Source organism: Allorhizobium ampelinum S4, from assembly GCF_000016285.1.
Lineage (GTDB): Bacteria > Pseudomonadota > Alphaproteobacteria > Rhizobiales > Rhizobiaceae > Allorhizobium > Allorhizobium ampelinum.
Map to the genome: position 1 here is coordinate 668835 of NC_011989.1, position 26216 is coordinate 695050.

Sequence of the window (26216 nt, forward strand, 5' to 3'; positions counted from 1 at the left end):
GCTGCGATGCCTGGCATGCATATCGATAAGATGGGTTGGGAGGCCGGGTCCGTGGAACAGCTTTTATACGCATTGATCACCATCGTTATCGGCGTGGGTGCGGCGCTGGCCTATTTCTTTGGGTCAAACTTCATTCTCGACCGGCTGTTTCCCTCCAATATCCCGGATCTCTCCCGCGCCTCGCGCAATCTGCGGATCGCAGGCCAGATCAGGCCTTGGCTGTTTTTAGGTCCGGCGCTGCTGTCTCTTGGTATTTACCTGGTCTATCCGCTGTTTTCGTCGATTGCCTATTCGTTCTACGACCGCACTGGCACCCAGTTCGTCGGTCTGGACAATTACCGCTGGATGATTTTCGACGGGGAGTTTCATCTGTCGATCTTCAACAATATCCTCTGGCTGATCGTGGTGCCGACCGGTGCCACTCTGTTTGGGTTGATCATCGCGGCGCTGACCGACCGGATCTGGTGGGGCAATATCGCCAAGTCGCTGATTTTCATGCCGATGGCGATTTCCTTTGTCGGCGCCTCGGTGATCTGGAAATTCGTCTATGATTACCGTGACGCGAATGCCGAGCAGATCGGCCTGCTCAATGCTGTTGTCGTCTGGTTCGGCGGCACGCCGCAGGTATGGATTTCTCTGCCGTTCTGGAACAATTTCTTCCTGATGGTCATCCTGATCTGGATCCAGACCGGTTTTGCTATGGTTCTGCTGTCGGCGGCACTGCGTGGTATTCCTGAGGAAACCATCGAGGCTGCGGTGATCGATGGCGCCAATCCCTGGCAGATTTTCATGAAGATTAAGGTGCCGCAGATCTGGAGCACGATTGCCGTGGTCTGGACGACGATTACCATCCTAGTGCTGAAGGTCTTCGATATCGTGCTGGCCATGACCAATGGCCAATGGCAGACTCAGGTTTTAGCCAATCTAATGTTCAACTGGATGTTCCGAGGCGGTGAAGATTACGGGCGAGGCGCGGTGATTGCCGTGGTGATCATGCTGATGGTGGTGCCGATCATGATTTGGAATATCCGCAATGCACGCCGCGAAATGGGAGGCAATTGAGATGCGCACACGGGCTCTCTCGCCACTGAATATCGCGGTCAATCTGACGGTGCTGCTGCTGGTCGTGATATGGACGATCCCAACGGTGGGTCTGTTGGTGACGTCCGTGCGCGACAAGAACCAGATTGTCGCCTCCGGCTGGTGGACAGCCCTGACCAGTTCAAGCCAGAAGGGGATCTACCGGGCGCCGGGACCTGAAGCGCAAAAGCAGGAGGGCGCGCTCTACGTGATATCAGGCAATGTGCTTGATGAGCCCCAAGGCAAGGTCAGCGCTTTCGGCACGTCCAGCCTCAAGGCGGAAGAGTTTGAAGCGGGTACAACGGCGAGCCTGAAGGATGGTCAGACGTTGACGGTCGCCGAAGATGGCACATTCAAGTTGACCTCGACGACCTCCTTTGACGGCTCGCGCGGCCAGCGTATTTTCTTCACCGCCAAACTGCCGCCACGCTTCAGCCTCGACAATTACCGAACCGTGCTGAATGCCGAGGGCATCGGCAAATCCTTCATCAATTCGCTGACGGTTTCCATTCCCGCCACCATTATTCCCATTCTGGTGGCCGCCTTTGCCGCCTATGCGCTGGCCTGGATGCCCTTTCCCGGACGCTCTCTCTTGCTTGCGGGTATTGTCGGCCTGCTGGTCGTGCCGCTGCAAATGTCGCTGATCCCGCTACTGCAGATCTATAATGATGTCGGGGAGTTTTTTGGGGTGCCGTCCAAGACCTATCTTGGCATCTGGCTGGCGCATATGGGTTTTGGCCTGCCGCTCGCCATCTATCTGCTGCGCAATTACATCGCTGGACTGCCGCGTGAAATCATGGAATCCGCGCGGGTCGACGGCGCTAGCGATTTTGAGATCTTCATCAAGATCGTGCTGCCACTGTCCTATCCGGCGCTGGCGTCCTTTGCGATCTTCCAGTTTCTGTGGACCTGGAACGACCTGCTGGTTGCTATGGTGTTTCTGGGGACTGGCAATGAGGAACTGGTGCTGACCGGCCGCCTCGTCAACCTGCTCGGCTCGCGTGGTGCCAATTGGGAAATTCTCACGGCATCCGCCTTCATCACCATTATCGTGCCGCTTTTGGTGTTTTTCGTGCTGCAACGCTATCTGGTGCGCGGCTTGCTGGCCGGCTCCGTCAAGGGTGGCTGATCGCGTTTTCGACGGCTTGTTTTTCCTTCCTCCCTCAATCTCCAACAGGCCAAAATTTCCAAGAGGACAGATATTCATGACTGCTGCTTCCGATAGTGTCGCAATGCCGGACAAGGACTGGTGGCGCGGCGCGGTCATCTATCAGATTTATCCCCGCTCGTTCCAGGATTCCAACGGCGATGGCATTGGCGACCTGAAGGGCATCACCGCCCGCCTGCCGCATGTGGCAGGCCTCGGTGCCGATGCAATCTGGATTTCGCCGTTCTTTACCTCGCCGATGAAGGACTTTGGCTATGATGTTTCCAATTACGTCGATGTCGATCCAATGTTCGGAACGCTCAACGATTTCGACGCGCTGATTGCCGAAGCCCATCGCCTCGGCATCAAGGTGATGATCGACCTGGTGATCTCCCACACGTCAGACCAGCATGCGTGGTTTGTCGAAAGCCGCTCGAGCCGCATCAATGCCAGATCCGACTGGTATGTCTGGTCCGATCCAAAGCCGGATGGCACGCCGCCGAACAATTGGCTGTCGATTTTCGGCGGGTCCGCCTGGCAATGGGACCCGAGCCGGATGCAATATTACCTGCACAACTTCCTGACCTCGCAGCCCGATCTCAACATGCATAATCCGCATGTGCAGGAGGCGGTGCTGGATGCTGTCCGGTTCTGGTTGAAGCGTGGCGTTGACGGGTTCCGTTTGGACACCATCAATTTCTACTTTCACGATCTGGCCTTGCGCGACAATCCGGCCCTGGACCCGGAACGGCGCAATGCGGCCACGGCACCGGCGGTCAATCCCTATAATTTCCAGGAGCATATCTACGACAAGAACCAGGCGGAAAACCTGGAATTCCTCAAGCGCTTTCGCTCCGTGCTGGATGAGTTTCCAGCGATTGCCGCCGTTGGCGAAGTCGGGGACAGCCAATACGGGTTGCAAATCGCCGGGCAGTACACGTCCGGCGGCGACAAGATGCAGATGTGCTATGCCTTCGAATTCCTTGCGCCTGACCCTGTGACACCGGCGCTGGTCGCCAATACCCAGAAGGCCTTCCAGGATGCCGCCCCTGAGGGCTGGGCTTGCTGGGCGTTTTCCAACCATGATGTTGTGCGCCATGTCAGCCGCTGGGGCGCCAACGTTGCCGACCGTGCTGCCTTCGCCAAGCAGATGGCCGCACTGCTGATGACCCAGCGTGGCTCGGTCTGCATCTATCAGGGCGAGGAACTGGGGCTGACCGAAGCCGATATCTCCTTCGAGGATCTGCAGGACCCCTATGGCATCCAGTTCTGGCCGGAATTCAAGGGGCGCGACGGCTGCCGCACGCCGATGGTCTGGGATACGCTGGCCAAGCAGGCCGGTTTCAGCGCCGCCGACAAGACCTGGTTGCCAATCCCGGTCGAACACAGCCTCAACGCTGTCCATGTCCAGGAAGGGCATGACGATAGCGTGCTGGAACACTATCGGCGTTTCCTGCATTTCCGCCGCACGCTGCCAGCGCTGATCAAGGGCGAGATCGCCTTCCATACGGTGACGGAGACCGACCTCGTCTATTCCCGCAGCCTGGACGGCGAGACAATATTGTGCGGCTTCAACATGTCTGCCGAACCGGCAGAACTGTCTTTGCCGGATGGAAATTGGCAGGCTCTGGAGGGCCATGGTTTTGCCGGGAGTGTCACAGGTGGCAAGATCAGCCTTCCAGCCTGGGGCGCCTGGTTCGGTCGCGGTTAAACGCTGAAACTAACAAACGGTTATCTGTCCGGCTCATGGCGAGCCGGACAGATCCAAAAACGAGGAGGGGGAGGACAATGGCAAGCTTGGTCCTGAAAGACATTCGCAAGGCCTATGGACAGGTCAAGGTGCTGCACGGCATCGACCTAGACATCGCCAAGGGCGAGTTCGTGGTGTTTGTCGGTCCGTCCGGCTGCGGCAAATCCACGCTTTTGCGGATGATTGCCGGACTGGAAGATATTACCAGCGGCGAGATGCGCATTGACGACCAGATTGTCAATGACGTGCCGCCCTCCAAGCGCGGCATTGCCATGGTCTTCCAGTCCTATGCGCTCTACCCGCATATGACCGTCTATGACAACATGGCTTTCGGCATGCGGATCGCCGGTGAAAACAAACAGGAAATCGAGCGGCGGGTGCGCGCCGCCGCCGCTATCCTGCAATTGGAGCCCTATCTCGACCGCTTGCCCAAGGCCTTGTCGGGCGGCCAGCGCCAGCGTGTGGCCATCGGACGGGCGATCTGCCGCGATCCGAAAGTCTTTCTGTTCGACGAACCGCTCTCCAATCTCGATGCAGCCCTTCGCGTCGCCACCCGGATTGAAATCGCCCGTCTGCACGAACAGATGTCCGATACCACGATGATCTATGTCACCCATGATCAGGTCGAGGCGATGACGCTGGCCGACCGGATTGTCGTGTTGTCGGCGGGCCGGATCGAACAGGTCGGCGCGCCGCTGGAGCTTTACGAGCGCCCCGCCAATCTGTTCGTTGCCCAGTTCATCGGCTCGCCCGCCATGAACATCCTGCCGGCCACTATCGTCGAGGCCGGGTCTGAAACGCGCATTGCGCTCAAGGATCGCTCAACCCTGTCGGTGCCGATTGCTGTGCCTACAGAAGATGCAGGCAAGGCGGCCAGTTTCGGGGTAAGGCCGGAGGATTTGACCATTGCCGCCGAAGGTCCGGCGCTGTTTGAAGGCACCGTCTCCCTGGTCGAGGCCCTGGGCGAGGTGACAATGCTCTATGTCGACGGCCCGGTCGAGGGGCAGCCGGTGGTGGTGAAACTGCCGGGCATTGCCAAGGTTGCCAGGGGCGACCGGCTGCGCTTTGCCGCAGAGGGTGAAAAGCTACATCTTTTTGATGCGCAGGGGCAAAGCTACAAGCGTTGATCGGGTTTGATTTCCCATGCATTAACTATGGTAAAAAAGGCAGGCTCGCCAAGGGGGCGGGCAGGCCGGTTTATCCATTTTCTGTTAAGTTCGTTCCCCTAGCCTGTGTCCAGTGAGGGCGTGAATGGGGTAAGCGTTATGAATACGGCAGCTGGTCAATCAAATTACCTGCGCAGGGAAGAGTCCTTCATGTATGACCGGGAAGGCCGGTTTCGCATGGAAGACACCATGAATTCCGGGCGCCTGGAATATACCGAAAAAGGCATGAGCCATATGGCGTCGCGCCGATGCGACATCATCCGTATTTCTCAGAGTGGCGCCGTCATTTCCCTGCTGACGCAGTTCAACCTTCCCAAGCAATTCTATCTTGACATTCCCGATGCCCGCATCAACAAGGTGGGCGGGTTGTTGATGAAGACCTTCCCCAACAATACTGCCGAGATTCGTTTCTTGCGGTTGTTGACCCAGAAGGAACTGGATCGGATCTTCGTGTTCAGCACCCATCCGGCCCATCGTGACCGCGTTCTGGATGTCCGCACCTGGTAATGACAGCAGGCGAGGCAGTTTTGGCCAGCCAGCGCTTTGTACGGTAGCGTACCAAACATTAAATATCAGACGCATTGGCGGGGAGCATCAAGCTCCCCGTTTTGCTGTTCGCCGGGGAGCTGCTTTGGGCCGCGGGATGGTGTATCCCTTCCTTTTCTTATCTTGCAAATATTTGATAATATTGAAGATCAGGCGCAGGTCCATGTCGATGCGCTGGGCGTCCTGACGTTTTGGTCCTACGCCTTATCCGGTAGTTTCGCGCAGTTCCGTCTGAAAGGCTTGCGCCTGCGCGCAGTGCTAAAAATGCCGTAAATCCGTGGCGTTTCCTCTATTCGCGTGAATATGAGACATTGCGATGATAAAAACCGGGTTTTGTAAACCCTTTGGTTACCAAGTTTCTTCATCCTTTAAAGACAGTCGGCGCTTGTTGCCGATGGACTGGGTCTTCTGGACCGGATCTTCAGGGCAATTGTCTCAGGCGCGGCATGCATTTGGGACAGTTGCACTCTCTTGAAGGCGGGGATGCTTGGATATCCTCCAGCCTTGGTAAAAAGTTGCGGCGTTGAGCCGCCAGCCGCTGACCGGCTGTTTGGGTACGAGTTGTGAGTATGGCGTTCGCGGTCGATTTCTTTCCCAGCACTGGCAGAACCGTTACTGGTAGGCCCGGGCGCGCAAAATCCGTCCTGGTTCCCAGGCTGATGTCCGGCGCGGCGCTCGTCGGCGGTAGCCTTGCCGCCGGTCTTTGGGTCGCCGTCACATTCAGCACTCTGCACGGTGTCGGGTTTTCACAAGCCTCTGTCTCCTCTCCCTTTTCGAGGGATATGGCCGCGGAATTCCGCAACAGCCTGGTCTTGCCAAAGCCGCCTGTCGCGGCTGTAAGGCGGGACGAAGTCCGATCTGCCCAGGTGGTGAAGGAAAAGATGGCGCAGGTCCGCCACGAGATCGCGGCCCTTTCCACTCCGGTTTCCAGGCCGCTTGACCTCGCAGGACGCGCTATCCTCGAACAGGCGCTGGCCGTCTCCATTGCCGAGCGGGCGTTGGCACAGCGCTGGAGCAACGATACCGGCAGCCAGGTCGCCGAAGCCGTGGCGGCAAAGCCGCAACCAATTCAAGCAACCGCAATGCCGCCACAGCAGGTTGCCGAGGCGATCCTGAAGACGGCGCCGCCCCTTGGACAGATAAACCAGCCGTTGTCTGCACAATTGCAGCCGGTCGCTACCGCCCTGGTCGCCGACCGCGGTCGCGATCCCGTCGCTCCGCCACAAGCTGGCCCCGTGACGATTGCTTCGGTTGAACCGCCAGCCGCCGCCAAGTCAATGCAGGTGGCCATGCTGCCGGATGTGGTGCCAGCGCCGATCAACCGGCCCAAGAGCGATCCTTTCCGCGAAGTCCTGGTTGCGCCCAAGCCTGAAACAGAAGCCGACACAGACACCTCTGCCCGGCCGCAACCGAAGACCATTCCGCTGAAATCAGCGCCGGAAAAAACCGCGCCGAAGACAGTGATGGCCTATGCCCGCTCACAGGAGGTGATGGACGACGATGAAAGCCCGTCGATCTTCCGCAAGCGCGCCTCATTGCCCGGTCGCGGCAGCGGTGTTGCCGTCTATGACATTTCCAGCGCTACGGTCTATATGCCGAATGGTGAAAAGCTGGTGGCGCATTCCGGCCGCGGCGAAAATCGCGACAATCCGCGCTCCGTTCACATCAAGAACCGTGGTGCGACTCCGCCGAATATTTATCGGCTGACCCTGCGCGAAAGCTTGTTCCATGGTGTCGAGGCCTTACGCATGACGCCGGTTGGCGGCAACAATATGTATGGCCGCGATGGCTTCCTCACCCACACATTCCTGCTACGGGTGCGCGGCGATTCCAGTGGCTGTGTGGTGTTCCAGGAATATCCGCGCTTCCTGGCCGCCTACAAGCGCGGCGATATCAAGACGCTGATCGTTGTGCCAACAGTGGCTGAACTGCCGAAATACATGGCAAAGCTGTAACACGAAGATATCTCGATATGATCACGCCGCGCTGGCAACAGCGCGGCGTTTTCGTGTTTAAACCAGATGCTGGAAAGCCAGGATGGCGCAGGTGACTGTGATGGCGCCGCCGATGCGCGTGGCAATCTGCGAAAAGGGCATCAGGCTCATCCGGTTGGCGGCGGTCAGAATGGCGATATCGCCGGTGCCGCCCTGGCCGCTGTGGCAGCCAACCACCACGGCGACATCGATGGGAAACATCTTGACCAGACGGGCGGACAGAAATCCGGTGCCAATCAATGTCAGCACGGTGCTGACCACCGTGACCACCGTTTGCAGGGTAAAGGCGCTGATAAAGGATTGCCAAGGCGTATAGGAAATGCCCATGGCAAACAGCAGGGGCCAAGTCACGATGCGCGAGAAAAACGCGTAAACTTCCCGTCCGCCGTCTTCCAGGCTTGGCGAGACCAATTGACCCAGTTTGGCAATCACGACCAGAAACAGCATGGTGATTGGGGCTGGAAAATCCAGAAGCCGCTGGGCGAGAACACCGACCAGATAGAAGGTGACGATGGTGACGCCTGCCGTGGCAATCATCGCGCGGTCCACCGGCTGTTCACCCGGCTTTTTGCCGTTGATGTCGATATTCAGCAGGCCTGCCTGTAACCGGCCTTCACCAGTGAGGTGAGGATAGCGTTTGCCGAGCACATTCAGCAGGCCACAAATCACCACCGCTGTGAAGCTGCCCAGCATGACGACGGGAATAATCTGCGCGAAAATCTCGTTCTGCGGCTGAGACAGAACGCCGGAATAGCCCATGGACAGCGGGATTGCGCCTTCGCCCAGGCCTCCGGCCATGATGGGCAGCACGACGAAAAACAGGCTATGCTCGAAGGTCATTCCCATGACGACACCAACCAGGGTGCCAACCAGCATGGCGGTTATCGAGCTGATTGCCAAAGGCACGAAAATCTTGAAAAACCCGGCAATCAGCACGCTACGATCCATGCTGAGGATGCTGCCGACAATGATGGCGGCAATATACATGTAGAGGAAATTGGAGCTCTTGACGAAACTGTCGATCGCTTCAGCGACCGGCGGCGGGATGAGGCCATAAAACACCATGGCGGACGGTACGACGAAACACAGGATCGCCGCTCCCCCCATCATGCCAAGCCATGGCAACCAGCGACCCAGTTGCATGAAGAAGAAGCCACCAAAGGACAGAATGGCAATCGACATGGTCAGGTCTGAGGGGACTTTGCCGGTGGCGGCGAAAGCGGCAATCAGCACGAATAGAAGAATATAGATTGGAACGGGAACGACGCCGATCTTCATGTCGACGATCCGCCACCATTGTTCACGCCAGCCATTGGCCGAGCCTGGTTGAAGAGGCGTGTTATCTTGCAATCTTTCGTTTTTTTGACCGGTCTGTGAAGACCCTGAATGATGATCGCTATCTGAAATTGATGACACTATGAACTCCTGTCTACTGCATAATTCCTTCAGTCGAAATCGATTTAAGGAGAAAATTATGCAGAAAATTTAATGTGTTACAGCATCGTGTGGTTGATAAAATGCACGACCCTGTAACGTCTGGGGTTCGTTTTATAGGAGCTGGCACAAAGGTAAATTAAAAAAAACCGGAGGTGTGAAGGGCGGTTATTTCATCGGAATAACCGGGGAGCGCTTGTCCCCCCCGGCATATCCTTTGAAACATATCTCCCGATCAGGCGGCGCGACGCATGCCGTGGTCGGCCTTGTGGACCTTGAACTGCGAGATCAGATTGAGCAGGTTGACGGTTTCCTCGGCCAGTTTCGATGTGCTGGCAGCAGCCTCCTCGACCATGGCGGCATTTTGCTGGGTCATCTGGTCCATCTGGTTGACGGCGGTGTTGACCTCGCTGAGACCGGTCGATTGCTCGTTTGCCGCCGTGGCAATGGATGTGACCTGGCTGGAAATGCCAATCACCTTTTGCTGAATTTCCTTCAGCGCCTCGCCGGTGCCGGTCACAAGTCTCACGCCCGTCTCCACTTCATTTGAGGACTTGGTGATCAGGGCCTTGATATCCTTGGCAGCGGTTGCCGAGCGTTGGGCCAGTTCGCGCACTTCCTGGGCCACGACCGCAAATCCCTTGCCGGCCTCGCCAGCACGGGCAGCTTCTACCCCGGCATTGAGGGCCAGAAGGTTGGTCTGGAAAGCAATCTCGTCAATCACATTGATGATCTGGGTGATTTCGTTGGAGGCTTGCTCGATGCGGCTCATGGCGGCTGTCGCGTCCTGGACGACATTGGCGGATTGCTCGGCAAATTGACGGGCTTCGGAGACCATTTTGCTGGATTCCTGCGCCCTTTCGGTCGAGGTTTTGACCGCCACGGTGATTTCTTCCAGGGCTGACGAGGTTTCTTCGAGCGAGGCCGCCTGGGTCTCTGTCCGGCGAGACAGATCGTTGGAGGCCTGGCGGATTTCATCGGCACCGCCATTGATGACATCGGCGGATTGGCGCACCTGCTCCATCAGCAGCCGCAGCTTGGTCATGGTGTCATTGACATTGGTTTGCAGCTCGGCAAACACACCTTGATACTTGCCGCTCATGGCTTCCGTCAGGTCGCCATTGGAAAGGGCGGACACAACGCGCCTGGTTTCCGCTATGCCCTTGTCCACGGAGTCGACCAGCGTGTTGACGTTATGGGCAAAGGCGTCCAGATCCGGGTTGTCGTAGTGCTTGGTGATGCGGCTTGTGAAGTCACCGGCCACTGCTGCCGAAACGACTGTGGCAATATCGGATTGCAGATCGGCATTCTTCTGCTGCAAAGCCGCTTCCTGGGCCGCCAACTGGCGAATTTTGAGGGCATTCTGCTTGAAGACATTGACGGCCTTGGCCATCAGCCCGACCTCGTTATCGTATGCGAGGCCTGGAATATCCGTTTCCAGCTGGTTGTCGGCCAGCTTGCCCATGGCCGAGGTGATCGCAAAGATCGGGCGGCTGATGCTGCGGGCGATTATGAAAGCCAGCACGGTGGCGACGACAAGGGCGAGTGCGGCGACAATAATGGCGGTGGTGATCGCATCGCGCATTGTCTCATCGATGCGAGGGCCGAGCGTGTCCTGCTCTTTTTTCAGAACCAGCTTCAAATCCTCGGCTTCCTTGCCCAGTTTGGGGCCAACGGCATTCATGACATTGTTGACGATGGAATCGCGCTTGGCGATGATCGCCTGCGTCTTGGTGAGATCTCTAATATAGGCGTTGAGATCATCCAGAGTGGCGTTGAACCGTTGAGCGCGCTCGGGAATGACGATGGCGGCGCTAACCTCTGTGCTGCGGGCCAGCGCATCCTGTGCCGCTGCCATCGCGGCTTCGAAATCCTTACTCTCGTTGTTCAGCAGATATTTGGTGGCCGACAAGCGCATCACGAAGGTCGAGATTTGGAACAGGGTGGCTTTGTACGCTGCGACATTATTGCCACTGCTGTCGAAATCAGCGAGCAATTGTGAGGTGGATTTTTGAATTGCGGGTCCAAGCCGGTCGAGGCTTTCACTGACGAGTTTGTCGCGTTCCGTCTGTGCCGCAACGACGGCCTTGAAGCCATTTTCATAGTCTGCAACGGCTGTCGTGAATCCTGCGGACGCGGATTTTTCGGCATCGGTGCGGGCCATGGACGAAAGATTGGCAGCACTCTCCTTGGTCGTTGCTATTCGCTTTTCAAAACTGGCAAGATTATCGGCAGAATGATTGTCTTGATACTTCAGGTAGGCCAGCCGGGCCTCCAGCATATTCGCCTGCACGCGGCCCGCTTCGTTGGTCAGCCGGGCAATGCTGCGATAATCCGAGAAATCGGATTGATTGCCGGTGTTCGAGTACACCGACATCCCTGCAATTGTAATGAGTATGGCAATGATGATGCCAAAACCACCATAAATCTTGTGGTTAAGTTTCATATTGTCGAGCATGGCTCAGTGTCCTCGTTTCGTTTCAAGATCATTTCCCATCATTTTGGGTTGTAAATTAATAAAATCTAATGTAGAGAAAAATGAATTAAATAATTGTGAAGCAATCAGGCATCGAGATTTATCGGCAAGTAAAACCGGCCGATAAATAGAAATACTGTCATTGCCGTTCCGGCCTGGAATACGGAATGAAATCAATTCTGGCCGTGCAAATGGCGAATATTTGTATTTATTTCTAATAATCTAATAAAAAAACTAAAAATTTATGAATAATAAAAAAAGGAAAGCAAAATTCGAAGATTAACGAAAAATTGTAATTTTTATATTCAATTTTCGATTGAAAATTGAATATGAAATTAAAATGATTTTGGTAATGCAAAAACTATTAAAAGCCGGGCTTTGTATTTCATTTGCAAAAAAAATCTAGTCTATTTGAATCTGAGATAGCCAGTGTTTTCAACGAGAGGATGCAGCACATCTTCGAGCTTTCGTATAATATAGGTGGCAGTAACGCTCTCGCATTCTAATCGACGCGACTGCATCGTAATTGCCATGGCTCTTTGCCAAGAGCAGCATGGCATATATCATTATTGGTTGAATTGACTGCCTATGAAAATCACCTAGGGTTGTGAAGTCGTTCGGCTTATAGAACATGATGCTATGAGTTCGCCGGTCATGCTCCCATGATGTTCGCCCACAGGGTCATTGCTTCTGAATGCTATTCGCGATGATGGCTGCTGCACATAAAGTGCACGGTGCTGTCGAGTCTGTCAGATTCAGGTTGAACCAGGCAGACTCTAACGTCTCTTGTTTTCGGAAAAACAGGTTTCTACTTTTCCTAAGATAAATTCTAGAACAGCACGCTGGCACCCTGGTCTGCCGGGCCTGCAATGCGGCGCAGCGGGGCAAACAGTTCACGTCCCATGCCGAAGTCATTATCCGCCAAGTCGATGACTTCAGGGCTGCGGCTTGCAAATTCCGCGGCATTGACAAGCACTTCCAGCGTTCCAGCCACGGCATCGAGACGGATCATGTCGCCATCGCGGATCTTGGCAATTGGTCCGCCGTCGACGGCTTCCGGTGTGACGTGGATGGCAGCAGGCACCTTGCCAGAGGCACCGGACATGCGTCCATCCGTCACCAGCGCCACCTTGAGGCCACGGTCCTGAAGCACGCCAAGTGACGGGGTCAATTTGTGCAGTTCCGGCATGCCATTGGCTTTTGGGCCTTGAAAGCGCACCACGGCAATGAAGTCGCGGTTCATCTTGCCGGCCTTGAAGGCATCCTGCATGTCCTGCTGGCTGTGGAACACCATGGCAGGCGCCTCGACAATGTGGCGTTCCGGCTTGACGGCGGAGATCTTGATCACGGCCTTGCCCATATTGCCAGTCAGCATTTTCAAGCCGCCATTCGCCTGGAACGGCGCTTCGATCCGCGACAACACTTTCGGATCGGCGCTGTCTTCGGGCGAGGGCTGGCGGTCTACGGTGCCGTCGGCGTTCAGATGTGGCTCGATCGTATAGGCGGCAAGCCCCTGGCCATAGACGGTGCGCACATCGTCATGCACAAAACCGGCGCGCAGCAATTGCTTGATCAGAAAGCCCATGCCACCGGCGGCGTGAAAATGGTTCACATCCGCAGAGCCGTTCGGATAGACGCGGGCGAGAAGCGGAATGATGTCGGAGAGGTCGGAAATATCCTGCCAGCTGAGCAGAATGCCTGCCGCCCGTGCCATGGCGATCAGGTGCATGGTGTGATTGGTGGAGCCGCCCGTGGCATGCAGGCCGACCACGCCATTGACGATGGAGCGCTCGTCGATCATCTCGCCTGACGGCGTATAGTCATTGCCAAGCGCGGTAATCGCCAGCGCCCGCTTGGTGGCTTCGCGGGTCAGCGCATCGCGCAGCGGCGTGCCGGGATTGATGAAGGAGGCGCCGGGCATGTGAAAGCCCATGATTTCCATCAGCATCTGATTGGAATTGGCCGTGCCGTAGAACGTGCAGGTGCCGGGGCCGTGATAGGATTTGGACTCGGCTTCCAGCAGTTCGGCCCGGCCTACCTTGCCCTCGGCATAGAGCTGGCGAATGCGGGTCTTTTCGTCATTCGGCAAGCCCGTGGTCATCGGCCCAGCCGGAATAAACACGGAAGGGAGATGACCGAATGTCAACGCAGCAATCATCAGGCCGGGGACGATCTTGTCGCAGACGCCGAGAAACACCGCCGCATCGAACATGTTGTGGCTGAGACCGATGCCGGCCGCCATGGCGATCACATCGCGGGAAAACAGCGAAAGCTCCATACCGGGCTGGCCCTGCGTGACGCCATCGCACATGGCGGGCACGCCGCCTGCCACCTGTGCGACGCCGCCCACTTCGCTGGCTGCCTGGCGGATCAGCGCCGGATAGGTTTCAAACGGCTGATGCGCCGAAAGCATATCGTTGTAGGCGGTGATGATGCCGAGATTGGGGACGGTGTCGCCAGCAAGTGCGGCCTTGTCCCCGGGGGAACAGACCGCAAAGCCATGGGCAAGATTGCCGCAGGCCAAAGAGCCACGGTTCACGCCCTTGCCAGCGGCCCGGCGAACGCGATCCAGATAGGCCTCGCGGGTTGGCTTGGAGCGCTCGACAATGCGCTTGGTGATGGTTTCGATACGGTGATCGGCACTCATGGAAAGCATCCTTCCTGAAAAGGGCAGGGGCGGCGACCTTGGCGCTCGCTAGAGCGCTGCGGTCGCCCGCGCTATTGGGCCTCGTTCGTCAAGGCCGCATCGCTTTTGATACCAGCCTGGCTATCAGGGCGTTCTGATCGAGATCAGGGCGCCCAGTAAATATCGACAGGTGTTTCAGCCCGGGCCAGTACGGCGCGAACAGGCATTTCCGTCTCGTCCGTCCCCGCCAGCGCCTTGTCCAGCACCGCCTGCTTTTCCGCGCCCTCGATATGGACAATCAGCAGACCGGCATCGGCGAGGCTGGAGAAAGACAAGGTCAGGCGCGGCTCGCCAGCACCCGGCGCTTGCATGGTGATCACCCGGGGCGGGAGGGTCAGGTCAAGCGCGTCTTCCAGATTGTCGCCACCGGGGAAGAACGAGGCGGTATGGCCATCGGTTCCCATGCCGAGGATAACCACGTCGAGCGGCGTGCCAAGGTCGGACACCGCATCGCTGGCCACCGCAGCCGCAGCCTCGATGGTCTCTTCCGGCGCATAGAGCGGCACGAATTCGGCCTCGGCGGCCTGGTTCTTCAACAGATGCGTGGCAACCAGCAAATGGTTGGAACGCGGATTATCCTCAGGCACGAAGCGCTCATCGACCAGCGTCACCGAGACCTTGTCCCAATCCAATTCCTTTTGCGACAGTGCCTCGAAGAAGGCCTTTGGCGTGGAGCCGCCGGAGACAGCCAGCGAAGCTGCACCGGAGGCGGTAATTGCCTCCATCAGCGCTGCGGCCACCCGGTCGGCTAGCGCTGTTGCCAGCGCCGCGCCAGTGTCAAAGCTATGCAATGTATGCGCCATGATGCCGATGCCCTCAGTCATTCTCGTGCCAAGTGCGACCGTCACGCTCGATCAGCGCGATGGCCTGGCTTGGTCCCCAGGTGCCCGATGTATAGCCCTGCGCCCGCTGACCAATTTCTTCCCAGCTCTTCAGGATCGGATCGACCCAGTTCCAGGCCGCTTCCACTTCGTCGCGGCGCATGAACAGCGTCTGGTTGGAACGGATCACGTCCATCAACAGGCGCTCATAGGCATCGGGATTGCGCACGCCGAAGGATTCGGCAAAGCTCATATCCAGCGGTACATGGCGCAGACGCATGCCGCCCGGACCTGGATCCTTGATCATCAACCATTGCTTGACGCCTTCGTCCGGTTGCAGGCGGATAACCAGCTGGTTGGCCTCGATGCGACCGACATCGCCGAAGATCGAATGGGGGATCGGCTTGAACTGGATGACGATTTCCGAAACGCGGCCTGCCAGACGCTTGCCGGTGCGCAGATAGAACGGCACGCCCGCCCAGCGCCAATTATTGATCTCGGCCTTGATGGCGACGAAGGTTTCCGTGTCGGAACTATCGCCCAACTCTTCCGTGTAGCCCTTCACCGCGCCACCCGCCGAAGCACCGGCCTTGTACTGGCCGCGAACGGTCATTTTTTCAACATTGGAGGCGTCGATTGGCTTCAGTGCCCGCAGCACTTTCAGCTTTTCATCACGCAGCGCCTCTGAGTTCATCGAGGATGGGGCTTCCATGGCAACGAGGCAAAGCAATTGCAGGATATGGTTCTGCACCATGTCACGCAGCGCGCCCGCCTTGTCGTAATAGGTGACACGGCCTTCCAGCCCGACGGATTCGGCCACGGTGATCTGCACATGGTCGATATGGGCGGAATTCCACAGCGGCTCATAGAGCGCATTGGCAAAGCGCAGCGCCATTAGGTTCTGCACGGTTTCCTTGCCGAGATAATGGTCGATGCGGAAGATCTGCTCTTCCTTGAACACCTTGCCAATGGTGTCGTTCAGCGCCTGCGCCGAGGCCAGATCGCGGCCAATCGGCTTTTCCACCACGATGCGGGTGGATTTGGTGATCAGCTTGTGATCGCGGATCTTGTCGGCGATATCGCCGAAAATCGACGGAGACACAGCGAGATAGAAGGCGCGCACGATGTCCTTGCCGGTGTCCAGCAGCTTTTTCAGCGTGTCCCAGCCCTTGTCGTCCTTGGCATCGACAGACACATAATGCAGCCGGTCGAGAAAGCGCTTGACCTGGCTTTCTTCCAATTCGTCTTCTTTCAGGAATTCTTTCAGGGCCTTATGGGCGAATTCACGGTATTCCGCATCCGTCATCGGCGAGCGGGACGCCCCGATGATCCGGGTCGGCTCTGTGAGCTGGCCGGCCAACTGGCGGTGATAAAGGGCCGGCAGAAGCTTGCGCTCGGCAAGATCCCCGGTGCCGCCAAAGACGACATAGTCAAAGGGTTCGACAGGAATAATCTGGCTGCTCATACGGGCATCTCTCATTCATGGCCATTGGCAAAGCCAATGGGCAAGGCTGTTGGATCGGGTTATAATTCAATCGATTTAAAAAAGCCAGTCCTAGCGTTTCTAAAACGCCCGACCCTTCTAAAACGAAAGCGTGAATAGCGTTCCTTCAAAAACGGTCGCGCAGGGCATACCAGCTGAGCGCCAGGAACAGAAGCGGCGAGCGCAGCCGGGACCCGCCTGGAAAAGCCGGAACCTTTAACTCCTTCAACAGGTCCAACTCGCTGGTTTCTCCCAGAACCGATTTGGCAAACAGCGTACCGCAATAGTTTGACAACATCACGCCATGACCGGAATAACCCGCGACGGAAATCACCCCAGGCATCACCTCGCGGGCAAAGGGCTGGCGGTTCATGGTGATGCCGACCGAACCGCCCCAGGCATGGGTCATCTCGATGCCTTTCAAGGCCGGATAGATCTCGCTGATCTGGCGGCGGATATGGTCGGAAATGTCGCGCGGGCTATCGGCGGTATAGGCTTCGCGGCCGCCAAACAGCAATTGCCCGTCGCGGGTCTTGCGGAAATAGCGCACCACGAACCGGCTGTCGGCGACCGCTTCCGAGCCGGGCAGGATGTCCGGAAAATCCTTGAGCGGCACGGTGGCACCAATGAAGGAGCGGATCGGCATGACATGGGCCGCCGTCACCGGCTCCAGATTGCCGATATAGGCATTGGTGGCGATCAGCACATGGCGGGCGGTAATCGTGCCTTTCGGCGTTTCGATCATGGTTCTGCCGCCGCTTTGGGCAATCGATGTGGCCTTGGTCATTTCATGCAGGCGGGCACCGGCATTCTTCGCCACTTTCGCCAATCCCACCAGCAGTTTCAGCGGGTGGATATGGCCGGTGCCGATATCGCGGATGCCGCAGTAATAGGCGGAAGAGCCAAGCCGCGCCGCCGTTTCCTCGCGGTCCATGAACTGCATATGCGGATAATCGAACCGGGTCGCGGCAATCTCGACGCTCTTGCGATACTCCTTGTCCTTGCCGCGCTTGTGCTCGACATTCAGCTGGCCGGGCATGAACTCCATGTCGATCTGGTGTTCACGGGCAAAATCCAGAATATAGCGTTTGGCGTGTTCGGCCATATCGAACAGCGCCTTGGCGCGCTCAAAACCAAATTCGGCTTCAAGCTCCTCCGGCCAGGCGCGCTGGCCGGTGCCGAACTGGCCGCCATTGCGCCCTGAGCCGCCATCACCAAACCGCCCGCCCTCAATCAGCACTACACTGACACCGGCGCGCGCCAGCGTGTAGGCTGCCTGCAAGCCGGTATAGCCGCCGCCGACAATGGCGACATCGGTGGTGGTCGAACCATCCAGCGGTTCGTATTCAGGGCGTTCGCCCACGGTGGCCTGGTACCAGGAAAGGCCGGGTGCAATCGGGCTTTGCCACATGCGAAGCTCCTTTTTGAATGCTGCAAGGCGGCCCGCCTGGGACAAGCGGGCACCATGACAGCTGTATGGATCAGACGTTCAGCAGCAGGAATTCACGCTCCCAGGGGCTGATAACCTGCATGAAGGTCTCGAATTCGCCGCGCTTGACGCCTGCATAGATATCGATGAAGGCGCGGCCAAACACGGTTTCGAAATCCGGTTCGCTTTCCAACAGGGCGACCGCCTCCAGCAAGCCGCGTGGAAGCTCAATGGAGCCTTCATTGGCGGTATCTGCCGTCGGGGCTGTCGGCTCGATGGCCTTGCAGATGCCGAGATAGCCGCAGCCAAGCGAGGCGGCCAGCGCCAGATAGGGATTGGCATCTGAGCTTGGCAGCCGGTTTTCCACCCGCCGCGCCGCTGCATCGGAAATCGGCACCCTGAAGGCCGTGGTGCGGTTGTCATAGCCCCAGGCATTATTGACCGGGCAGGCCATGTCGGGCGTCAGGCGGCGATAGGAATTGACATAGGGCGCCATCATCACAAGCGCAGTCGGCACGTATTTCTGCATGCCTCCGATGAAGTGGAAAAATTCTGACGACGGCGAGCCATCAGCCTTTGAAAAGATATTGCGCCCAGTTTCAATATCCACCACCGATTGGTGGATATGCATGGCAGAACCCGGCTGGCCCTGCATCGGTTTTGCCATGAAGGTCGCAAAGATCCCGTGTTTCAATGCCGCTTCACGAATGGTGCGTTTGAACAGGAAGACCTGGTCGGCAAGCTCAATCGGATCGCCATGCCGCAGGTTGATTTCCAGCTGGGCCGGGCCTTCCTCATGAATCAGCGTGTCGATTTCCAGGCCCTGCTTGGCCGAGAAGTGATAGATATCGTCGATCAACTCGTCGAATTCGTTGATCCCGGCGATGGAATAGCCCTGGCCGCCGATGATCGAACGGCCCGACCGGCCTTTCGGCGGATGCAGCGGGTAATCCGGGTCCTCGTTCTTGGCGACCAGGTAGAATTCGATTTCCGGGGCGACGACCGCCTTCCAGCCCTTTTTCTCGTAGAGGCTGAGGACGTTTTTAAGCACGTTGCGCGGCGTGTAGCTGACATCCTCGCCTTCGGTGCCGACGATGTCACAGATCACCTGCGCGGTCGGATCGGTCTCCCAGGGCACGACCGACAGCGTCGAGAGATCCGGCAAGAGTTTAATGTCGCTATCGCGGCTATCATAGCGGAAATTGCCGGTTTCATCGGGATATTCGCCTGAGATCGTGTGGCGATAAAGCGCTGACGGCAGGGCAAGCGATGTGTTGCTGGTGAATTTCGAGCTTGGCATCATCTTGCCGCGCGGCACACCGGCCAGATCCGGCGTGATGCATTCGATATCCTCGATACCGCGGGAGCGCAGCCAGGAGGCCGCTTCTTTCCAGGTCTTGACCCCGCGCGTCGGGCTGATATCTGGGGGTATGCCTGCTTTTTTGGACGCCGCGCCCTTGGGTCTGAGCATTGTCTTTTTTGCAGGCATGTCTCACCGGATCTGTGTTGATAATGATGCCATCATATCCGCCTCGCTGGAATTGGCGAGGGTGAATATGCAATTGACATCGCTTTGCCGATCTAAAACACAACAGGCATGGCGATGATGACGAGGACATGACATTGGACAAGCGGGTGGATGTGGTGGTGATCGGGGCCGGGGCCGCCGGCATGATGGCGGCGATCCGGGCTGGCCAGCGGGGCCGGTCTGTGGCCGTGCTTGATCACGCCAAGGCGCCGGGCGAAAAGATCCGCATTTCCGGCGGCGGGCGCTGCAATTTCACCAATGTCAATGCCGGACCAAAGAACTATCTCAGTTCCAATCCGCATTTTGCCAAATCGGCGCTTGCCCGGTTCACCCCTGCCGATTTCATCGCCATGGTCGAGCGCCACCGGATCGGCTGGCATGAAAAGACACTTGGGCAATTGTTCTGCGATGACAGCGCCAAGGATATTATCCGCATGCTGCTGGAAGAGATGCGCGCCGCCGGTGCAAAGCTGCATATGCAGACCGACATCCGGGCTGTCGAGAAGACACTGGACGGTTTCCGCGTCGAGACCTCTGAAGGTGCGATCGCCTGCCAGTCGCTGATCGTCGCCACCGGCGGCAAATCCATCCCGAAAATGGGTGCGACCGGCTTTGCCTATCGCCTTGCCGAACAATTCGGCCTCGCCCTGCTCGAGACCCGCCCGGCCTTGGTGCCGCTGACGCTGGAGCCTGGACTGCTGGAGGAACTGGCGCCGCTATCCGGCATGGCCGTTGATGCGCTGGTGCGTCATGGCAAGACCGAGTTTCGGGAGGCGCTGCTGTTTACCCATCGCGGCCTAAGCGGCCCGGCCATCCTGCAAATCTCCTCCTATTGGCGCGAGGGCGACGCAATCACCCTCTCTCTGCAACCGGAGCTGGACTTTCTGGATCTGTTGAAAACCGCCCGGCGCGACAATGGCCGTCAGGCGGTGCAGACGGTTTTGGGCCAATATTTGCCGAAGCGGCTAGCGCAATACTGGACGGAACGCCATGGCCTGGAAAAGCCGCTGGCCGACCTGTCCGACAAGGTCCTGGCGGGCATTACTGATGCCTTGCGCAACTGGCAGATCAAACCGGCGGGATCGGAAGGCTATCGTACCGCCGAAGTAACCCTTGGTGGGGTCGACACCCAGGCGCTGGACTCCAAGACCATGCAGGTCAAGACGGTGCCGGGTCTCTATTTTATCGGCGAAGCCGTGGATGTCACGGGATGGCTGGGTGGCTATAATTTCCAGTGGGCCTGGGCGTCTGGCCATGCGGCGGGCCTTGCGGCATAGTCATTTCCTTCCAAACCCGACGATACGATTTGTTTACCGCAATTGTGTCCTGCCGCGCCAAGTCTTGCTTCATGCCGCATTCCCGCCACCATCTTTCAATAGTTGTTAATATACCTCAGTCATCGTGATCTTCCGCCTCGTTGTTTTGCTGTTTTTCGGGACGGGTTAGGGTTACGATCAAGGTCGGGGTGATTCCCCGCTTAACTTTTGGAAAGTGCTGCCAATGAACAGACCCATCCGGAAGGCCCGCGCCATTGCTATTACCAAGGCGCGTGACGATCAGAACAAGCTTATCCTTCGCAGCGCGGGTCTCGGCCTGATGGCCTGCTTCATGGTCTATGGCCTGATGCTGATCGGCGTTATCGGCTGATCAGACCTTGGCGCCTGCGGCAAAGCGGCGATTGTCGCTTCCGCCTGCGCATCCATATCTTCCGGCGCACACCTGCGACGCTTTCCCATGCCGAAAAGCTTGGAAAAGATCCTTCTTAGGCGCGGCCAGGATGGCTCACTGTAAAACGTGTAAAACGCATCCTCTTGCTGGGCTGGCGTCAATGCATGGCGGTTGATCGCCGCCCGTCGTATGGTCTCCTGAAAGGCAAGCAATCCGATAAAGTCCATGACCGTCATCTCCAGTGTTCTGGAGAAGGCTAGCGTTTCATGGATGATGGATATATCGCCGAGTTTGCGCTATATCGTTCACTCATGAAAAACCTGCCCTGGGATACCTACCAGCTCTTCATTGATGTGGCGCGAAACGGCGGGCTGACCGGGGCTGTCCAGTCCACCGGCCTCAGTGCCGCCACCCTTGGCCGGCGGATGGTGGAGCTGGAGCAAAAGCTGGGCCGGATTCTGTTTCATCGCGCCCAGACGGGGTATACGTTAACGGTAGATGGCCGTGCCCTGCTCGATCACCTGAAATCCTTTGAGGCGGCGGAGCGCGGCATTGATCTCTGGCGCCAGCAGACGTCGCAGCCAGCACTGGTGCGGGTGACAGCGGGAACATGGATTTCCTGGCTGATCGCCCAGAACCTGCCGAAGCTGTGCCGGAGCAATGATCGCTTTCGGCTCGATCTGCATATTACCGAAGAGCGCGCTGCCCTTGCGCATCGCGAAACCGATATCGGTATCCGGGCTTTCGAGCCACAGGAGAGCAATCTTGCCAGGGTCCCGCTCGGCGAGGTTGCTTACGCGGCCTATCGCCACCGCCTTGCCGACGAACTGGAAGGGCAGCCCTGGATCGCGGTCGCGCAGGATGCGGCAATCTCGGCCTATTTGAAGTGGCCGCATCAGCATAAGGCCGAACAGATCCTGATCACCGTCAACCGCCCGCGCTCCCTCAAGGATATGGCAGTCTCGGGCATGGGCCTTGCGGTCCTGCCGTGTTTTGTCGGTGATAGCCATCCGCAGCTTCAGCGGGTCGGTGATGAGATTACCGAATTGCGCCATCGGCAATGGCTGGTCACCAATAATGACGACCGGCACAGAAGCGAGATCCGCGATTGCGCCGGGCGTTTGGTGACCCTGATGAGAGACTTCTCTGATGCTTTCGCCGGGCGGCGATAGAGGGCAAACCACATGCGTTCGAATGAACGCAAAGGGATTTCAACTCAGTAAAAGCAACTTAAGGTTTATTTTCTTGTGCCGAAAATAGAATCTTATACAGAGTCCGTTGCTTTTTAGAACGAAGTGATCGTGCATAACTATAAGTCGAAATAGAATATTCAGAATTTCTTCAGACCCCCATGCAAGAAAAGAAAGGCGGCAATTATATTCGTTTATTCGAATTAATTAATTTCGCCCTTTGTTTTCGGGGGTTTGGCTATGCTATTTGATCGTCTACTTTCTCGGTGCAAGATTCAGACCAAGGTTCTGGTCTTCATCGTTCCGTTTGTTCTCAGTATTTCGGCCGTTGGTCTGACCGGCTACTACGCATCGCGTATCCTGCAAGGGCAGATGGAAGTCACCAATAGTGTGGTCAACACGCTGAGTGGTTTCAAGAATGTCTATGCGGCGATGACGGCTTTTCTGCAAAAGACCACGGATGCATCGAAAACGGCGCTGGATCAGGAGCTGGATGCACAGTTGACGAGTTTGAAGGCCATGCGCATCTCGCTTGACGGTCTGGGCGGAGCAGCCCAGGTCGATGCGGCGATTGCCGGAACGGAATCGATTGCCGGTCAGGTCAAGCGCCTGTGGGATTTGGATCATGGCGCGGCGGATCTGCGTGCAGCCCTGGAGGCCGATACCCAGCAACTGTCCAGCCAGCAGAGCGATCTGCTCACCTATTCCACCCATGTCCGTGAGGCGCTGGCCAAGGATGAAAGCCAGGCCAAGACCATGCTGCGCGATTCCGACCGGTTGACGCGCGGCGCCAACCTGATTGCCGATCTGGTCACAGACTTCAACAGCGCCACCGCCCCGGAGGCGAAGATGGAGCTGGTCAAGACGCGGATGCCGGAGCTGAAAAAGGCCGTTGCCGATATTGCCGCCGCGCTGCCAGCGGAACAGGCCGTGCTGGGCACATCGCTGACCGACAATATTCAGCAGTTGGCCGCCCAGATCGAGATCGGTGTGATCAATGACACGACAGTCAGTGCGACTGAACAGGCGATCAACCTGATGCGGCCGGTGTCCATCCGCTTGCAGGGGGCGTCTACTCTCAAATCCCGGCAGGCGACGGCAGTGTTTGGTACCCTTGATCAGCCGATTGCCGAATCGACCGCTTTGCTCACTGCCACACGTCAGCTGGTGGATATCAGCAATGGGGTTGAACTGCGCAGTTCACGCTTCATGGCGGCAGCATCGGCGGATGGCCTGCAAAAATTGCAGGCGTCGCTCGGCACACTGAAACGCCGTGCCGCAGCCATGGCCAAGGACCCCAATGTTAGCGCCGACATCAAGGCAAAGCTGTCGCAGATCGCCCCATTGACCGACGCTATGGCCGATAAGGCGACCCGGCTGGTGGCCATGGATGGCCAGAAAACCGCCGCCTTCCTGGCCGCTGCCCGGGATATCGACACCATCTGGTCGCAACTGAGCGATTTTGCCGCCTCCCAGCGCCAGGTGGCCGATGAACAGAGCGCCTCTGCCGATACCATGTCGGCGCTGGCTCTGCTGGCTGGTGTCGTTATCGCCATTGTCGCTGGTATCGGCCTGATCGCCACCTTCAAGGGGCCGATCAATCAGATCACCGCTGCCATGCGCCGCCTGGCATCCGGCGATCTCGAGATCGAGATTGCTGGCGGCACGCGCCCTGATGAGATCGGCGATATGGCCCGCGCCCTTGGCGTGTTCAAGGACAATGCCGAAGCAAAGATTCGCGCCGAGGCCGAGGGGGCGCGGGTTCGCGCTGAAAGCGAAGCCGAGCGCGCCCGCAATGATGCTGAAAAGCAGCAGGCCGACCAGGACGTGCAATTTGCGGTGACGGAACTGGCCGCCGGGCTGGAGCGCCTCGCCAATGGCGATGTCTCCGCCACGCTGGACCATCCCTTTGCCGGGCGCATGGAACAGTTGCGCAGTGACTTCAACCGCTCGCTGACCCGGTTGAAGGAAACCATCGGCCTGATCCAGGGCAATGTCACGGCCATTCAGGGCAATGTGCAGCAAATGGCCCATTCCACCGACGATCTGTCGCGCCGCACGGAAACCCAGGCTGCCTCGCTGGAGGAAACCGCCGCTGCCGTCAACGAAGTCACCTCCAATGTTCGCCAGGCCGCCGACAGGGCGCGTGAGGTCAATGACATCGTGGGCGAAACCCGGGGGAATGCCGAGAAATCGGCTGTCGTGGTCGGCAATGCCGTCTCCGCCATGGCCCGGATCGAGGATGCCTCAAAGAAGATCGAGCAGATCATCAGCGTCATCGAGGAAATCGCCTTCCAGACCAATCTTCTGGCGCTGAATGCCGGTGTCGAGGCCGCCCGTGCGGGCGAGGCGGGCAAGGGCTTTGCCGTCGTTGCCCAGGAAGTGCGCGAACTTGCGCAACGTTCTGGCCGCGCCGCAAAAGACATCAAGGCGCTGATCAACACCTCCACCGAAGAGGTTAATGCCGGGGCGAGACTGGTGCAGGAAACCGGTGCGGCGCTGACCGTCATCAGCCAGCAAATCGCCACGATCAGCACGCATGTTGAAGGCATCGCTAGCACCAGCCGCGACCAATCGGCAGCCCTTGGCGAAGTCAACAGCGCCGTCGGCCAGATGGACAGTCTGACCCAGCAAAACGCCGCCATGGTCGAAGAAACCTCCGCCGCCAGCCGCATGTTGGCCGACGAGGCGGATCAACTGGTGGGTCTGTTGCAGCAGTTCAAGCTGGAAAGCGGGACGCAGGCCGGGCGGTGGGACCGGGCGGCTTGATGGATATGGTATGAGGTGAGAGGCGCCCGGTTGAGAGACCGGGCGTTTTTTATGAGCGTTTGATATGAGATGATAAGCGGCATATCTGAGAGCAAGAGCCGTTATTGATTACGTTCGCCGTTTTATGGCTTCGCCCCCCTCATCCGGCTGCCGCCACCTTCTCCCCGCTGGGGAGAAGAGGGAAAGAGCCGCAGCGCCTGTTGTTTCCTCGCCCCAGCGGGGAGAGGTCCGCCGAGTTTCGCTTTCGATTGATTGAGGCATGCGTTCATGACAAGATCTTTGTCTGAAAATTAGCGTGTTGCGTGAGTAATGCCGGGAGGCGTAATATTAGCAATATTCGATTGGCTGCGTTTGATGTGGACGGGACGCTGCTGCGAGGCAGAAAATATCTGCGGCTGTATTGGCAGACATATCGGGCGCTCAACGGAGATGGATGCCTTCGAGCTGCTGCGATCTCGCGAGGACATGACGACGGGACGGGAGGCTATGATCGAATGGTACCTTCCTTTCAGCAAGGCTCAGTTGATCGAGCATCTGGCAGACCTTCGTCTTGCTCCAGGCGTCACACAAGGTTTCGCCCGGCTGAAGGCCGCAGGGGTAAAGATTGCCCTTGTCTCTATAACTTGGCAATTTGCCGTAGAATGGCTCGCCGCTGAGTTGGGTGCCGACTATGCAATCGGTACGGGCTGGCGGGAGGACAACACACTCAGTCATTTCTGGCCTGAAGATAAGGCCGTTTATCTGAACTCTCTACTCGCCGAACTTAAACTAGAGCCGAGGGCTTTGGCAGCGGTTGGCGATTCGCATGGTGATATTCCAATGCTTAACCTCGCCTCTCGAAGCTATTTCGTTGGCAAAGCCCGGCCAAATGAACTGCTCCATGCTGAGCACTGGCCTGACGCAAATATCGAAGAAATAGTCTTGGACATGCTCTCTCGTGTTGACATCCTATGACCGCTTCGGTCCAAAAGTGGATGTGACCTGCCACATGTTCGAGGCTTATTTCCCCTTGCCCACCCCGTCAAAGTGAATAACCACCATAGCACAAA

At 57.7% G+C, this 26216-nt stretch carries 18 protein-coding genes; 11 read left to right on the forward strand and 7 right to left on the reverse strand.

Features of this window, described 5'->3' with window-relative positions:
* Window positions 1-51 precede the first annotated feature (51 nt).
* The 6 genes from AVI_RS03170 (at window position 52) to AVI_RS28950 (ending at window position 7644) form a co-directional block, all read left to right on the forward strand.
* The gene (locus AVI_RS03170) at window positions 52-1062 is read left to right on the forward strand and encodes a carbohydrate ABC transporter permease (RefSeq protein ID WP_041697515.1); all 1011 of its coding nucleotides are present in this window, start codon (window positions 52-54) and stop codon (window positions 1060-1062) included.
* A gap of 1 nt (window position 1063) precedes the next feature.
* Window positions 1064-2209, forward strand: a complete 1146-nt coding sequence (locus AVI_RS03175) for a carbohydrate ABC transporter permease (protein ID WP_015914983.1) — start codon at window positions 1064-1066, stop codon at window positions 2207-2209.
* Between the two features lie 76 nt (window positions 2210-2285).
* Window positions 2286-3938 (forward strand): beta-galactosidase BglA, encoded by a 1653-nt coding sequence (bglA, locus tag AVI_RS03180; protein WP_015914984.1) that lies wholly within the window; start codon window positions 2286-2288, stop codon window positions 3936-3938.
* Between the two features lie 77 nt (window positions 3939-4015).
* Window positions 4016-5104: an ABC transporter ATP-binding protein gene (locus AVI_RS03185; RefSeq protein ID WP_015914985.1), complete on the forward strand. Its 1089-nt coding sequence runs from the start codon at window positions 4016-4018 to the stop codon at window positions 5102-5104.
* A 138-nt stretch (window positions 5105-5242) separates the two neighbouring features.
* Window positions 5243-5650, forward strand: a complete 408-nt coding sequence (locus AVI_RS03190) for a hypothetical protein (RefSeq protein ID WP_015914986.1) — start codon at window positions 5243-5245, stop codon at window positions 5648-5650.
* A 608-nt stretch (window positions 5651-6258) separates the two neighbouring features.
* Window positions 6259-7644 (forward strand): tlde1 domain-containing protein, encoded by a 1386-nt coding sequence (locus AVI_RS28950; RefSeq protein ID WP_015914987.1) that lies wholly within the window; start codon window positions 6259-6261, stop codon window positions 7642-7644.
* A gap of 57 nt (window positions 7645-7701) precedes the next feature.
* On the opposite strand, the gene AVI_RS03200 is transcribed toward AVI_RS28950, so the two are convergent.
* From AVI_RS03200 to AVI_RS03230, 7 genes are all read right to left on the reverse strand, one after another.
* Window positions 7702-9033: a 2-hydroxycarboxylate transporter family protein gene (locus AVI_RS03200; protein ID WP_139191383.1), complete on the reverse strand. Its 1332-nt coding sequence runs from the start codon at window positions 9031-9033 to the stop codon at window positions 7702-7704.
* Between the two features lie 319 nt (window positions 9034-9352).
* Complete coding sequence (locus AVI_RS03205) at window positions 9353-11575, reverse strand: methyl-accepting chemotaxis protein (RefSeq protein WP_015914989.1); 2223 nt, start codon at window positions 11573-11575, stop codon at window positions 9353-9355.
* A gap of 847 nt (window positions 11576-12422) precedes the next feature.
* Complete coding sequence (edd, locus tag AVI_RS03210; RefSeq protein ID WP_015914990.1) at window positions 12423-14240, reverse strand: phosphogluconate dehydratase; 1818 nt, start codon at window positions 14238-14240, stop codon at window positions 12423-12425.
* A gap of 143 nt (window positions 14241-14383) precedes the next feature.
* A complete protein-coding gene (gene pgl / locus AVI_RS03215) occupies window positions 14384-15082 on the reverse strand; it encodes a 6-phosphogluconolactonase (RefSeq protein ID WP_041697519.1) in 699 nt (232 codons plus the stop codon).
* Between the two features lie 13 nt (window positions 15083-15095).
* Window positions 15096-16565 (reverse strand): glucose-6-phosphate dehydrogenase, encoded by a 1470-nt coding sequence (zwf, locus tag AVI_RS03220; protein ID WP_015914992.1) that lies wholly within the window; start codon window positions 16563-16565, stop codon window positions 15096-15098.
* 145 nt (window positions 16566-16710) lie between these two features.
* The gene (locus AVI_RS03225; RefSeq protein WP_015914993.1) at window positions 16711-17994 is read right to left on the reverse strand and encodes an NAD(P)/FAD-dependent oxidoreductase; all 1284 of its coding nucleotides are present in this window, start codon (window positions 17992-17994) and stop codon (window positions 16711-16713) included.
* A gap of 70 nt (window positions 17995-18064) precedes the next feature.
* The gene (locus AVI_RS03230) at window positions 18065-19483 is read right to left on the reverse strand and encodes a glutamine synthetase family protein (protein WP_409065467.1); all 1419 of its coding nucleotides are present in this window, start codon (window positions 19481-19483) and stop codon (window positions 18065-18067) included.
* Window positions 19484-19629: 146 nt separating this feature from the next.
* Here AVI_RS03230 and AVI_RS03235 point away from each other — a divergent pair, with 146 nt between their 5' ends.
* The 5 genes from AVI_RS03235 to AVI_RS03250 all read left to right on the forward strand — a co-directional run bounded on the left by AVI_RS03235 (window position 19630) and on the right by AVI_RS03250 (window position 26121).
* The gene (locus tag AVI_RS03235) at window positions 19630-20817 is read left to right on the forward strand and encodes a BaiN/RdsA family NAD(P)/FAD-dependent oxidoreductase (RefSeq protein ID WP_015914995.1); all 1188 of its coding nucleotides are present in this window, start codon (window positions 19630-19632) and stop codon (window positions 20815-20817) included.
* A 223-nt stretch (window positions 20818-21040) separates the two neighbouring features.
* The gene (locus AVI_RS30970; protein ID WP_156531447.1) at window positions 21041-21187 is read left to right on the forward strand and encodes a hypothetical protein; all 147 of its coding nucleotides are present in this window, start codon (window positions 21041-21043) and stop codon (window positions 21185-21187) included.
* A 332-nt stretch (window positions 21188-21519) separates the two neighbouring features.
* The gene (locus AVI_RS03240) at window positions 21520-22380 is read left to right on the forward strand and encodes a LysR family transcriptional regulator (RefSeq protein WP_041697522.1); all 861 of its coding nucleotides are present in this window, start codon (window positions 21520-21522) and stop codon (window positions 22378-22380) included.
* A 258-nt stretch (window positions 22381-22638) separates the two neighbouring features.
* A complete protein-coding gene (locus AVI_RS03245) occupies window positions 22639-25167 on the forward strand; it encodes a methyl-accepting chemotaxis protein (protein WP_015914997.1) in 2529 nt (842 codons plus the stop codon).
* Between the two features lie 429 nt (window positions 25168-25596).
* Complete coding sequence (locus AVI_RS03250) at window positions 25597-26121, forward strand: HAD family hydrolase (protein WP_187152374.1); 525 nt, start codon at window positions 25597-25599, stop codon at window positions 26119-26121.
* The last annotated feature ends 95 nt before the right edge of the window (window positions 26122-26216 follow it).